We start from the raw sequence: 12,449 nt of genomic DNA, 5'->3' as shown, positions 1-12,449 counted from the left end.
TATCAAGGGTGCCCTTTGCTTATCCGTGTGCTGCTTTTGTAAGGGTATCGCTTATCCATTGGTTTACGCTTTTACCTGAAACTTCAGCCGCGATGCTTATGGCAGAATGAACTTCCGGAGAGATGCGCAAACTGATTTTTCCGCTTGCCGGGCGCAGAGGCTCCCGGCCTTGTTCCGCACAATAAGCCAGATAGTCATCCACTGCTTCTTCAAATGCCTTGCGCAGAGCAGCGACATTATCCGCATGAAAACCGATAACATCTCTTATGCCCGCTACATGCCCCACGAAGCAAAGATCTTCATCACTATAGTCGATTTTTGCGGCATAACCTTTATAAGTCATGGTGTTAATCATGGTGATACTCCTACGGCGATGAGAAACGCCATCGCGTCGCGAACCTGATAAACCTTCGCTTCTTTATCCGGATGGGGGCGATGAAACGAAGCCACAACCTCATTAATTTCAAACCTGACCCTTGAACCATTCCCTTCAGAAACTTTTGCGCCCAGCGCGACAAAAAGCGCTTCGATTTTTCGCCATTCAAGCGAGCTGGGTGTCGGTAACGAAAAAATGAGCTGCAATGTTTTTTGGTGGCGGGCGTTCAGTGTTTTCATTTTTGATAGCTTCCATGTAGTTTTCTTCCCCGCCAGGTTAAAATAAATGATATCACTATTTGATATCACATCAAGCCGAATCGTATCCTTTTTGAGCCTGTGTTATAGTAGCGCTCCTTTTCCACCAGATGCTTAAAACTTCGCCATGTCGTCAGAATTACAGACCGCTTTCCCTGCTAACCGTTTCTCCATAGCGCCGATGCTCGACTGGACGGACAGACACTGCCGCTACTTCCTGCGCCAGCTCTCCCGCCATACGCTGCTGTACACCGAAATGGTGACCACCGGGGCGATTATCCACGGGAAAGGGGACTATCTGGCCTACAGCGATGAAGAGCATCCGGTTGCGCTGCAGCTGGGCGGGAGCGATCCGGCGGCGCTGGCGCAGTGCGCAAAGCTTGCCGAAGCGCGCGGTTACGACGAGATCAACCTCAACGTTGGCTGCCCGTCCGATCGCGTGCAAAACGGTATGTTTGGCGCATGCCTGATGGGGAACGCACAGTTGGTGGCCGACAGCATCAAAGCCATGCGCGACGTGGTTTCGATTCCGGTCACGGTGAAAACGCGTATCGGCATTGACGACCAGGACAGCTACGAATTCCTGTGCGATTTCATCGACACGGTCTCAGGCAAAGGGGAGTGCGAGATGTTCATCATCCACGCGCGTAAAGCCTGGCTCTCCGGCCTTAGCCCGAAAGAGAACCGTGAAATCCCACCGCTGGACTACCCGCGCGTATACCAGCTGAAGCGTGACTTCCCGCATCTGACGATGTCGATTAACGGCGGCATAAAATCGCTTGAAGAGGCCAAAACGCATCTGGCCCATATGGACGGCGTGATGGTTGGTCGCGAGGCGTATCAAAACCCTGGCATCCTGGCGACGGTCGATCGCGAAATCTTTGGCGTTGAGGGCGCTGACACTGACCCCGTATCCGTCGTACGCGCAATGTACCCTTACATTGAACGCGAGCTGAGCAGCGGAACCTGGCTCGGCCACATTACGCGTCACATGCTCGGCCTGTTCCAGGGGATTCCGGGGGCGCGCCAGTGGCGACGCTATCTCAGTGAAAATGCGCACAAAGCGGGGGCCGATATTGACGTGCTTGAGCACGCCCTGCGTCTGGTTGCCGATAAGCGATAAATTTCGCTAAAAGATAGTCAAATTCACTACGCCTCGCAAAATCCTGCGGGGCGTTTTGCTTTCAGAACAACGGGTTAGTTTTGGCACGTTTCTTGTAATGGTTAACGCATTATTCGGGAACTCGTGGGAGAGCACCATGCTGGAACTACTTTTTGTGATTGGCTTTTTTGTCATGCTGATGGTGACGGGCGTCTCGTTACTTGGCATTCTCGCGGCGCTGGTCGTCGCAACGGTGGTGATGTTTATCGGCGGGTTGTTTGCCCTGACGATCAAGCTGTTGCCGTGGCTGCTGCTGGCGGTTGCCGTCGTGTGGGCTATACGGGCCATTAAATCGCCAAAACTCCCCACTTATCAGCGTAATAACCGGTTCCGTTACTAAGGTATTGAGGGGTTCGTCACATACCTGCAACTTTTCCGGCGGCGGAGCTTAGAACAGAATAGGATTTACTTATCGAATCTGTCACTATGGCTGCCGCTACAGAATTCATCGAGCTGTACCCTACATACAGCCGAACTAAAAAAAGAAAGGGCTTCCCACGGGAAGCCCAATTTCTTTTCAGGGATCAGGGAATAAGCAGACTCGACCCTTGTGTCGCCCGACTCTCCAGCACCTCGTGCGCACGCTGCGCATCGGCCAGCGGATATTTCTGCGCATCTGCCACATCCACCTTAATCACGCCGCTGGCGATCAGCGAGAACAGTTCGTTGCTGGCTTCCTCCAGCTCCTCGCGGTTGGTGATGTAGCCCTGCAGGGAAGGACGCGTCACGTACAGCGACCCTTTCTGGTTCAAAATCCCAAGGTTAACGCCGGTCACGGCCCCGGAGGCGTTACCGAAGCTAACCATCAGGCCGCGGCGCTGCAGGCAGTCCAGCGACGATTCCCAGGTGTCTTTGCCTACCGAGTCATACACCACGCGCACTTTTTTGCCGCCGGTGATCTCTTTTAAACGCTCGACGAGGCTCTCTTCACGGTAGTTAATGATCTGCCACGCGCCCGCCTCTTTTGCGCGCTGGGCTTTTTGCGCACTGCCTACGGTGCCAATCAGCTTCGCACCTAACGCCTTCGCCCACTGACAGGCGATTAACCCTACGCCCCCGGCGGCGGCGTGGAACAGGAACTGCTCGTCCGGTTTGATTTCGTAGGTTTTGCGCAGCAGGTAATAGACCGTCAGCCCTTTCAGGAATGAGGCCGCGGCCTGTTCAAAGGAGATCGCATTCGGCAGCAGGGCGGCTTTATCCGCCGGAACGTTGTGGACAGAGCTGTACGCGCCGAGCGCCGACTGGGCGTACACCACGCGATCGCCCTCTTTAAGATGCTTAACGGCGCTGCCGACGCCGATGACCACGCCCGCCGCCTCGGTTCCCAGCCCGCTCGGCATGGACGGTGGCGGATAGAGACCGCCGCGAATGTAGGTATCGATGTAGTTAATACCGATAGCTTTGTTTTCAACCTGGACTTCATTTTCGCCAGGCGCGCCGGGGGTAAACTCCACCGCTTTAAGCACTTCTGGTCCGCCATGTTTCTGGAATTCAATGCGCGTTGCCATGCTCCCTCCGTCAGAAAAATATGGTAATCTTTCGACCCACTCTTTATCTCGGTAACTCCATTCACTATGGCAGGAAACAAACCCTTCAACAAACAGACTGAACCCCGCGACCGTGATTTTCAGGTAGCCGGGTTAAAAGTCCCGCCGCACTCGATTGAAGCGGAACAGTCGGTGTTGGGCGGTTTAATGCTGGATAACGAGCGCTGGGACGATGTCGCCGAGCGCGTCGTCGCAGAGGATTTCTATACCCGCCCGCACCGCCATATCTTCACCGAAATGGCGCGCCTGCAGGAGTCCGGCAGCCCGATTGACCTGATCACGCTCGCGGAATCGCTGGAGCGCCTGGGGCAGCTGGACAGCGTCGGCGGCTTTGCTTATCTGGCAGAACTCTCGAAAAACACGCCAAGTGCGGCCAACATCAGCGCATATGCAGACATTGTGCGCGAACGTGCGGTCGTGCGCGAGATGATCTCGGTGGCGAACGAAATCGCCGAGGCCGGTTTCGATCCGCAGGGGCGCACCAGCGAAGACCTGCTCGATCTCGCCGAGTCTCGCGTCTTTAAAATCGCCGAAAGCCGCGCCAATAAAGACGAAGGCCCGAAGAACATCGCCGAGGTGCTCGATGCCACCGTCGCGCGTATTGAACAGCTTTTCCAGCAGCCGCACGATGGCGTAACCGGCGTCAACACGGGCTATGACGATCTCAACAAGAAAACCGCTGGCCTGCAGCCGTCGGATTTGATTATCGTGGCCGCGCGTCCGTCGATGGGTAAAACGACATTTGCGATGAACCTCGTCGAAAACGCGGCGATGTTGCAGGATAAACCGGTGCTTATCTTCAGTCTTGAGATGCCCTCGGAGCAGATCATGATGCGTTCCCTGGCATCGCTGTCCCGCGTGGACCAGACCCGCATCCGTACCGGCCAGCTTGACGACGAGGACTGGGCGCGTATTTCCGGCACCATGGGCATACTGCTGGAAAAACGTAACATCTATATCGATGACTCCTCCGGCCTGACGCCAACGGAAGTGCGCTCCCGCGCGCGCCGTATCGCTCGTGAACATGGCGGGATCGGCCTCATCATGATCGACTACCTCCAGCTGATGCGCGTGCCGTCGCTCTCCGACAACCGTACGCTGGAGATCGCTGAAATTTCCCGCTCGCTCAAGGCGTTAGCCAAAGAGTTGCAGGTGCCGGTGGTGGCGCTTTCCCAGCTTAACCGCTCTCTGGAGCAGCGTGCCGACAAGCGCCCGGTCAACTCCGACCTGCGTGAATCCGGCTCCATCGAGCAGGATGCCGACTTAATCATGTTTATCTATCGTGATGAGGTGTATCACGAGAACAGCGACCTGAAGGGGATCGCTGAAATTATTATTGGTAAGCAACGTAACGGCCCAATCGGTACGGTACGTCTGACCTTTAATGGACAATGGTCACGCTTTGATAACTATGCGGGACCGCAGTACGACGACGAATAAGGAATTCAAATGCAAGCGGCAACTGTTGTTATTAACCGCCGCGCTCTGCGACACAACCTGCAACGTCTGCGTGAACTGGCACCTGCCAGCAAGCTCGTTGCAGTCGTGAAAGCGAACGCTTACGGACACGGTCTTCTGGAGACCGCGCGAACGCTCCCCGATGCCGACGCTTTTGGCGTTGCCCGTCTCGAAGAAGCACTCCGCCTGCGCGCGGGCGGGATTACCCAGCCGATTTTACTGCTCGAAGGCTTTTTTGAAGCCGCCGATCTGCCGACCATTGCCGAACAGCATCTGCATACTTCGGTTCATAACGAAGAACAGCTGGTGGCGCTTGAAACGGCCGAGCTTAGCGAGCCGGTCACCGTATGGATGAAGCTTGATACCGGTATGCACCGCCTCGGCGTGCGCCCGGAAGATGCAGAAACGTTCTACCAGCGCCTGTGCCAGTGCAAAAACGTCCGCCAGCCGGTGAACATCGTCAGCCACTTTGCCCGCGCCGACGAACCTGAATGCGGCGCAACCGAGCAGCAGCTTGATATCTTCAACACCTTCTGCGAAGGCAAGCCCGGCGCGCGCTCTATTGCGGCCTCCGGCGGCATTCTGCTGTGGCCGCAGTCCCATTTCGACTGGGCGCGTCCGGGGATTATTCTTTACGGCGTATCGCCGCTGGAGCATAAGCCGTGGGGGCCTGATTTTGGCTTCCAGCCGGTGATGTCGCTGGTCTCTAACCTGATCGCCGTGCGCGAGCACAAAGCCGGGGAGCCGGTGGGCTACGGCGGCACCTGGACCAGCGAGCGCGATACCCGTCTGGGCGTGGTGGCGATGGGCTACGGCGATGGCTACCCGCGCGCCGCGCCGTCCGGCACGCCGGTACTGGTAAATGGCCGCGAAGTGAAGCTGGTAGGCCGCGTGGCGATGGACATGATCTGCGTTGACCTTGGGCCAGATGCCCAGGACAAAGCGGGCGACGACGTGGTGATGTGGGGCGAGGGGCTGCCCGTCGAGCGCATCGCGGAAATGACTGGAGTAAGTGCTTACGAACTTATTACGCGCCTGACGTCACGCGTCGCGATGAAGTACATAGACTGAACCCATCAGGGGGAGGCCCGGCGCGCCTCCCCCCGCAACGTTAACATCCCCTCGATCTTATTCTGCTTCCGGTTTATTGTTGAATTCCCTGCCTGATAATAATCCGGAGAACCATCGCGTGTTTCAGAAAGTAGACGCCTACGCTGGCGACCCCATTCTCTCCTTGATGGAGCGTTTCAAAGAAGATCCCCGCAGCGATAAAGTGAACCTCAGCATTGGCCTTTATTACAACGAGGAGGGCATTATTCCTCAGCTGCAGGCGGTAGCCGACGCCGAAGCGCGTCTTAACGCGACACCGCATGGCGCCTCGCTTTACCTGCCGATGGAAGGGCTGAACAGCTACCGTAACACCGTCGCTCCGCTGCTGTTTGGCGACGATCATCCGGTGCTGGCGCAAAAGCGCGTGGCGACGATCCAGACGCTAGGCGGCTCGGGCGCGCTGAAGGTCGGGGCGGACTTCCTGAAAAAATACTTCCCGGATTCCGGCGTATGGGTCAGCGACCCGACGTGGGAAAACCACGTGGCCATTTTCGAAGGCGCAGGCTTTAAGGTCGAGACCTATCCGTGGTTCGACAGCAAAACCAACGGCGTGCGCGTGAATGCCCTGCTTGAAAAACTGAACACCCTGCCAGCGCGCAGCATTGTTCTGCTGCATCCGTGCTGCCACAACCCAACGGGGGCGGACCTGACCCATTCTGAGTGGGATGCGGTCATTGAGGTGCTGAAGGCGCGCGATCTCATCCCGTTCCTCGACATCGCCTATCAGGGCTTTGGTGCAGGGATGGAAGACGATGCGTACGCCATTCGCGCCGTGGCCCACGCCGGGCTGCCTGCGCTTATCAGCAACTCCTTCTCTAAAATCTTCTCCCTGTACGGCGAGCGCGTGGGCGGCCTGTCGGTCGTGTGTGAAGATGCCGAAGCGGCCGGGCGCGTGCTTGGGCAACTGAAAGCCACGGTGCGCCGCATCTACTCCAGCCCGCCGAACTTTGGGGCGCAGGTCGTTGCAACGGTGCTCGGTGACGAACAGCTGAAAGCCAACTGGCTTGCGGAAGTGGAATCGATGCGCAAGCGTATCCTGTCGATGCGCCAGGAGCTGGTGAATGTGCTGAAAGAGGCGGTGCCGGGGCATAACTTCGACTACCTGCTGAAACAGCGCGGCATGTTCAGTTATACCGGCCTGAGCGCCGCACAGGTCGATCGTCTGCGCGAGGAGTTCGGCGTCTACCTGATCGCCAGCGGCCGCATGTGCGTGGCGGGCCTGAACGCCAATAACGTCCAGCGCGTGGCGCAGGCGTTTGCTGCTGTAATGTAAGCACTCACTACGGTTTCTCCGTCTCCCTGTGGGGGAGGACATCAGGCCGCCGTGCAGTCTTATCGCCCGGTGGCGCTCCGCTTACCGGGCCTACGGGCTGGGTGTTCTCCCTCTCCCTGTGGGGGAGGGCATCAGGCCGCCGAGCAGCCTAATCGCCCGGTGGCGCTTCGCTTACCGGGCCTACGGGCTGGGTGTTCTCCCTCTCCCTGCGTGAGAGGGCATCAGGCCGCCGTGCAGTCTAATCGCCCGGTGGCGCTTACGCTTACCGGGCCTACGGGCTGGGTGTTCTCCCTCTCCCTGTGGGGGAGGGCATCAGGCCGCCGAGCAGCCTAATCGCCCGGTGGCGCTTCGCTTACCGGGCCTACGGGCTGGGTGTTCTCCCTCTCCCTGTGGGAGAGGGCATCAGGCCGCCGAGCAGCCTAATCGCCCGGTGGCGCTCCGCTTACCGGGCCTACGGGCTGGGTGTTCTCCCTCTCCCTGTGGGAGAGGGCCGGGGTGAGGGCATCAGGCTGCTCAGGTCGATGTCTCGCTTTGTGATCGTCTTCTTTTTCTTCAGATTGATAAGCAAAAACTCCTTTTCTTCCCCTGCCGCTGGGGTTATGGTCGGATAGTTTTTTGACCACTCACACAAAATAAAACGATAACAAACTGAATATTCAGGGGAAAATATGCGCAAGATCACACTGGCGCTCAGCGCCGCCTGCTTATTGTTCTCGCTTAACAGTGCCGTAGTTGCACGCGCATCTGCGCCGACGCCGCTTTACACCGGCACCACCGCCGCCATCCTTGCCGAGCAAGCCCCCATTCACTGGGTCTCCGTGGCACAAATTGAAAACAGCCTGATGGGCCGGGCACCCATGGCCGTCGGCTTCGACATCGACGACACCGTGCTGTTCTCCAGCCCCGGCTTCTGGCGCGGCAAGAAAACCTTCTCGCCGGACAGCGAAGCCTATCTGCAAAACCCGGAGTTCTGGGAAAAAATGAATAACGGCTGGGACGAGTTCAGCATTCCGAAAGAGGTTGCCCGGGCGCTGATCGCCATGCACGTTAAGCGCGGCGACAGCATCTACTTCGTCACCGGTCGTAGCCAGACCAAAACCGAGACTGTCTCTAAAACCCTGCAGGACGATTTTTTGATCCCGGCGGCCAGCATGAACCCGGTGATTTTTGCGGGTGATAAAGAGGGGCAAAACACCAAAACCCAGTGGCTTGAGCAGAAAAATATCAAAGTGTTCTACGGGGATTCTGACAACGACATCACCGCCGCGCACGACGTGGGGGCCAGAGGGATTCGGGTGTTACGCGCCTCGAAATCTCAACCTATCGCCCGCTGCCGATGGCCGGAAAGTTTGGCGAAGAGGTGATTGTTAACTCAGAGTATTAATAGCCGCGCGGCGGGCCGGATCCTTTTTTAATCAAATCTTGCCGCCGCGGGTTTTACCTTTCGCCTTCTTGCTGCACACTTAGAAAGATTCATCTTTCTTAACGGAGCAGCCAATGTGGTATCAACAGACCCTGACCCTGAGCGCAAAATCGCGCGGATTTCACCTGGTGACGGACGAAGTCGTCGGGCAAATCCGCGATTTATCGCGCGTCAAAACGGGTTTGCTGCACCTGCTGCTTCAGCACACGTCCGCCTCTCTCACGTTAAACGAAAACTGCGATCCCACCGTCCGGTCTGATATGGAACGGCATTTTCTCAAAACCGTGCCCGACAACGCCGCCTATGAGCATGACTATGAGGGGGCGGACGATATGCCTTCGCATATCAAATCCTCTTTGCTGGGGGTATCGCTGATGCTGCCGGTACACCAGGGGCGGCTGATGCTGGGCACGTGGCAAGGGATCTGGCTGGGAGAGCATCGCATTCACTGTGGTCCGCGTAAAATTATCGCTACGCTACAAGGGGAATAAAGATGACAATTTCGGAGATACTTCAGTATTGCATGAACAAATCAGGCGCGGAGCAAAGCGTCCACAACGACTGGAAAGCCACGCAGATAAAGGTCGGCGACGTGCTTTTTGCGATGGTCAAAGAGGTTGAAGGCCGCCCGGCGGCAGCGCTGAAAACCAGCCCGGAACTGGCCGATCTGCTGCGTCAGCAGCATCATGATGTGAGGCCGAGCCAGCATCTCAATAAGGCGCACTGGAGCACCGTGTATCTCGACGGTTCGATTCCCGATTCACAGATTTACTACCTGGTGGATGCCTCTTATCAGCAGGCAATAGAGCTGCTGCCTGAACAGGTCAGACAGCAGCTGTCGGTATGATTACTTCAACAACGGCTTGAGGAAGCGCGCGGTGTGCGAGGCTTCGCACTCAGCAACGGTCTCTGGCGTGCCGGAGACGAGGATTTCACCGCCGCCGCTGCCGCCTTCCGGACCCAGATCGACGATCCAGTCTGCCGTCTTAATCACGTCCAGGTTGTGCTCAATCACCACGATGGTGTTGCCCTGATCGCGAAGCTGATGCAGAACGTCGAGCAGTTGCTGAATATCTGCAAAATGCAGGCCGGTGGTTGGCTCATCGAGAATGTACAGCGTCTGGCCGGTGCCGCGCTTGGACAGCTCGCGCGCCAGCTTCACGCGCTGCGCCTCGCCGCCCGAGAGCGTGGTGGCAGACTGCCCAAGGCGAATATAGGTCAAACCTACGTCCATCAACGTTTGCAGCTTACGCGCCAGCGCAGGGACGGCGTCAAAGAACTCGCGCGCCTCTTCGATGGTCATATCCAGCACTTCGTGGATGGTTTTGCCCTTGTACTTAATCTCCAGTGTTTCGCGGTTATAGCGCTTGCCTTTGCACTGGTCGCACGGCACGTAGATATCCGGCAGGAAGTGCATCTCGACCTTGATCACGCCGTCGCCCTGACAGGCTTCACAGCGACCACCGCGAACGTTAAAGCTGAAACGTCCTGGCGTATACCCGCGCGAGCGTGATTCCGGCACGCCGGCAAACAGCTCACGTACGGGCGTGAACACGCCGGTATAGGTCGCCGGGTTGGAACGCGGTGTGCGTCCAATCGGACTTTGGTCGATGTCGATAACCTTGTCGAAATGCTCCAGCCCGTGAATCTCGCGATACGGTGCAGGCTCAGCGAGCGTCGCGCCGTTGAGCTGCGTCTGCGCAATCGGGAACAGCGTATCGTTGATAAGCGTCGATTTACCGGAACCGGACACGCCGGTAATACAGGTAAACAGGCCAACCGGCAGCGTCAGAGTCACGTCTTTCAGGTTGTTCCCGCGCGCGCCGGTCAGTTTCAGCACTTTTTCCGGGTTGGCTGGCACGCGCTGTTTCGGCACTTCAATTTTGCGCTTGCCGCTCATGTACTGGCCGGTCAGCGAATCCGGTACCGCCATGATGTCTTTCAGCGTCCCTTCAGCCACGACCTGGCCGCCGTGCACACCCGCGCCCGGGCCAATATCGATAACGTGGTCAGCGGCGCGGATAGCGTCTTCGTCGTGCTCGACCACAATCACCGTGTTGCCGAGGTCGCGCAGGTGAACCAGCGTGCCGAGCAGTCGCTCGTTGTCGCGCTGGTGCAGGCCGATGGACGGCTCATCCAGCACGTACATTACGCCCACCAGGCCCGCGCCAATCTGGCTTGCCAGACGGATACGCTGCGCTTCACCACCGGAGAGCGTTTCCGCAGAGCGGGAAAGCGTCAGGTAGTTCAGGCCGACGTTCACCAGGAATTTCAGACGATCGCCAATCTCTTTCAGCACTTTTTCAGCGATTTTCGCCCGCTGGCCGGAGAGTTTCAGGTTGGTGAAGAAGTCCATCGCGTGACCGATGCTCATGTCTGAGATGGTCGGCAGCGCCGTGTTTTCGACAAACACGTGGCGCGCCTCGCGACGCAGACGGGTACCCTCACAGGTTGCACAGGAGCGGTTGCTGATGAACTTCGCCAGCTCCTCGCGCACCGCGCTGGATTCGGTCTCTTTGTAGCGGCGCTCCATGTTGTGCAGCACCCCTTCGAACGGGTGGCGACGCACGGAGGTATCACCGCGATCGTTCATGTACTTGAACTCGATGTTCTCTTTAGCGGAACCGAACAGGATCACTTTGTGCACGTTTGCGCTCAGGCTGGCCCAGGGGGCTTCAACGTCGAACTTATAGTGCTCTGCCAGCGATTTCAGCATCTGGAAGTAGTAAAAGTTACGCTTATCCCAGCCGCGAATCGCACCGCCCGCCAGGGACAGCTCCGGGTTCTGGATCACGCGGTCCGGGTCGAAATACTGCTGCACGCCCAGGCCGTCACACGTCGGACACGCGCCCGCCGGGTTGTTGAAGGAGAACAGGCGCGGTTCCAGTTCGCGCATGCTGTAGCCGCAGATCGGGCAGGCAAAGTTGGCGGAGAAGAGCAGCTCTTCCGCTTTGGTGTCGTCCATATCGGAGACCACCGCCGTACCGCCGGAAAGCTCCAGCGCGGTTTCAAACGACTCCGCCAGACGTGTTGCCAGATCTTCACGCACTTTAAAGCGGTCAATCACCACTTCGATGGTGTGTTTCTTCTGCAGTTCCAGCTTCGGTGGATCGGACAGGTCGCACACTTCGCCGTCGATACGGGCGCGGATATAGCCCTGGCTTGCCAGGTTCTCCAGCGTTTTGGTGTGCTCGCCCTTACGCTCTTTGATGATGGGCGCAAGCAGCATCAGGCGTTTGCCTTCCGGCTGAGACAGCACGTTATCGACCATCTGGCTGACGGTTTGCGCCGCCAGCGGCACGTCGTGATCCGGACAGCGCGGCTCACCCACGCGGGCATACAGCAGACGCAGGTAGTCATGAATTTCAGTAATGGTACCGACCGTTGAACGCGGGTTATGCGAGGTCGATTTTTGCTCGATGGAGATAGCCGGTGATAACCCTTCAATATGGTCAACGTCCGGTTTTTCCATCAGCGACAGAAACTGGCGCGCGTACGCGGAGAGTGATTCAACGTAGCGACGCTGCCCTTCGGCATACAGGGTGTCGAAAGCCAGTGAGGATTTGCCAGACCCCGAAAGCCCGGTCACGACGATGAGTTTGTCGCGAGGGATGACGAGGTTGATATTTTTGAGATTGTGGGTGCGAGCGCCCCGTACTTCGATCTTATCCATTCACCTTTCCCGGTAGAAACTCGGATGCCTGGTATGTTTGAAGGACAACCGGCAGAAACGGCTAATTATGACACAATTTAACCTGTCTGGATATACAGTATTGGAATGCAATTTCTGATTCACTGTGTAACAATGTCGCGTTAGCGTGAGAACTCTGGAACGTGCTACGC

General features: G+C 57.5%; 11 protein-coding genes and 1 pseudogene. 8 read left to right on the top strand and 4 right to left on the bottom strand.

Annotation, left to right across the window (positions count from 1 at the left end; all coding sequences use genetic code 11):
- Positions 1-19: 19 nt before the first annotated feature.
- A complete protein-coding gene (locus I6L58_RS11195) occupies positions 20-355 on the bottom strand; it encodes a type II toxin-antitoxin system HicB family antitoxin (RefSeq protein WP_199559832.1) in 336 nt (111 codons plus the stop codon).
- Complete coding sequence (locus I6L58_RS11190) at positions 352-615, bottom strand: type II toxin-antitoxin system HicA family toxin (RefSeq protein ID WP_088209301.1); 264 nt, start codon at positions 613-615, stop codon at positions 352-354. The genes I6L58_RS11195 and I6L58_RS11190 overlap by 4 nt, the downstream gene beginning before the upstream one ends.
- 145 nt (positions 616-760) lie before the next feature.
- Here I6L58_RS11190 and dusA point away from each other — a divergent pair, with 145 nt between their 5' ends.
- On the top strand, positions 761-1,756 hold the full coding sequence (gene dusA / locus I6L58_RS11185; RefSeq protein ID WP_088209302.1) for a tRNA dihydrouridine(20/20a) synthase DusA: 996 nt from the start codon (positions 761-763) through the stop codon (positions 1,754-1,756).
- A gap of 136 nt (positions 1,757-1,892) precedes the next feature.
- Complete coding sequence (pspG, locus tag I6L58_RS11180) at positions 1,893-2,135, top strand: envelope stress response protein PspG (protein WP_042321165.1); 243 nt, start codon at positions 1,893-1,895, stop codon at positions 2,133-2,135.
- A gap of 184 nt (positions 2,136-2,319) precedes the next feature.
- On the opposite strand, the gene I6L58_RS11175 is transcribed toward pspG, so the two are convergent.
- Positions 2,320-3,303 (bottom strand): quinone oxidoreductase, encoded by a 984-nt coding sequence (locus I6L58_RS11175; RefSeq protein ID WP_088209303.1) that lies wholly within the window; start codon positions 3,301-3,303, stop codon positions 2,320-2,322.
- A gap of 66 nt (positions 3,304-3,369) precedes the next feature.
- On the opposite strand from I6L58_RS11175, the gene dnaB reads away from it, so the two are divergent.
- The 6 genes and pseudogenes from dnaB to I6L58_RS11145 all read left to right on the top strand — a co-directional run bounded on the left by dnaB (position 3,370) and on the right by I6L58_RS11145 (position 9,453).
- Complete coding sequence (gene dnaB, locus I6L58_RS11170) at positions 3,370-4,782, top strand: replicative DNA helicase (RefSeq protein WP_006177474.1); 1,413 nt, start codon at positions 3,370-3,372, stop codon at positions 4,780-4,782.
- 9 nt (positions 4,783-4,791) lie between these two features.
- A complete protein-coding gene (gene alr / locus I6L58_RS11165) occupies positions 4,792-5,871 on the top strand; it encodes an alanine racemase (protein ID WP_006177473.1) in 1,080 nt (359 codons plus the stop codon).
- Positions 5,872-5,989: 118 nt separating this feature from the next.
- On the top strand, positions 5,990-7,183 hold the full coding sequence (gene tyrB / locus I6L58_RS11160; protein ID WP_088209304.1) for an aromatic amino acid transaminase: 1,194 nt from the start codon (positions 5,990-5,992) through the stop codon (positions 7,181-7,183).
- A gap of 668 nt (positions 7,184-7,851) precedes the next feature.
- A pseudogene (gene aphA, locus I6L58_RS11155) lies at positions 7,852-8,567 on the top strand (acid phosphatase AphA).
- A 113-nt stretch (positions 8,568-8,680) separates the two neighbouring features.
- The gene (locus tag I6L58_RS11150) at positions 8,681-9,097 is read left to right on the top strand and encodes a secondary thiamine-phosphate synthase enzyme YjbQ (protein ID WP_088209306.1); all 417 of its coding nucleotides are present in this window, start codon (positions 8,681-8,683) and stop codon (positions 9,095-9,097) included.
- A 2-nt stretch (positions 9,098-9,099) separates the two neighbouring features.
- Entirely contained in the window at positions 9,100-9,453 is a 354-nt protein-coding gene (locus tag I6L58_RS11145; RefSeq protein WP_006177468.1) for an MmcQ/YjbR family DNA-binding protein, read from the top strand.
- Here the strand turns inward: I6L58_RS11145 and uvrA are convergent, their stop codons facing one another.
- Positions 9,454-12,279, bottom strand: coding sequence for an excinuclease ABC subunit UvrA (gene uvrA / locus I6L58_RS11140; protein ID WP_006177467.1), 2,826 nt, complete (start codon positions 12,277-12,279; stop codon positions 9,454-9,456).
- Positions 12,280-12,449 lie beyond the last annotated feature (170 nt).

It is taken from the genome of Enterobacter cancerogenus (genome assembly GCF_019047785.1).
GTDB lineage: Bacteria > Pseudomonadota > Gammaproteobacteria > Enterobacterales > Enterobacteriaceae > Enterobacter > Enterobacter cancerogenus.
Note: the sequence above shows the minus strand (reverse complement) of the source record. Positions and strands in the feature narration are given on the sequence as shown.

Bases quoted from the DNA above. Each gene is read 5' to 3' on its own strand.
- I6L58_RS11195 (WP_199559832.1), bottom strand. From the start codon at position 355: ATGATTAACACCATGACTTATAAAGGTTATGCCGCAAAAATCGACTAT.
- I6L58_RS11190 (WP_088209301.1), bottom strand. From the start codon at position 615: ATGAAAACACTGAACGCCCGCCACCAAAAAACATTGCAGCTCATTTTT.
- dusA (WP_088209302.1), top strand. From the start codon at position 761: ATGTCGTCAGAATTACAGACCGCTTTCCCTGCTAACCGTTTCTCCATA.
- pspG (WP_042321165.1), top strand. From the start codon at position 1,893: ATGCTGGAACTACTTTTTGTGATTGGCTTTTTTGTCATGCTGATGGTG.
- I6L58_RS11175 (WP_088209303.1), bottom strand. From the start codon at position 3,303: ATGGCAACGCGCATTGAATTCCAGAAACATGGCGGACCAGAAGTGCTT.
- dnaB (WP_006177474.1), top strand. From the start codon at position 3,370: ATGGCAGGAAACAAACCCTTCAACAAACAGACTGAACCCCGCGACCGT.
- alr (WP_006177473.1), top strand. From the start codon at position 4,792: ATGCAAGCGGCAACTGTTGTTATTAACCGCCGCGCTCTGCGACACAAC.
- I6L58_RS11150 (WP_088209306.1), top strand. From the start codon at position 8,681: ATGTGGTATCAACAGACCCTGACCCTGAGCGCAAAATCGCGCGGATTT.
- I6L58_RS11145 (WP_006177468.1), top strand. From the start codon at position 9,100: ATGACAATTTCGGAGATACTTCAGTATTGCATGAACAAATCAGGCGCG.
- uvrA (WP_006177467.1), bottom strand. From the start codon at position 12,279: ATGGATAAGATCGAAGTACGGGGCGCTCGCACCCACAATCTCAAAAAT.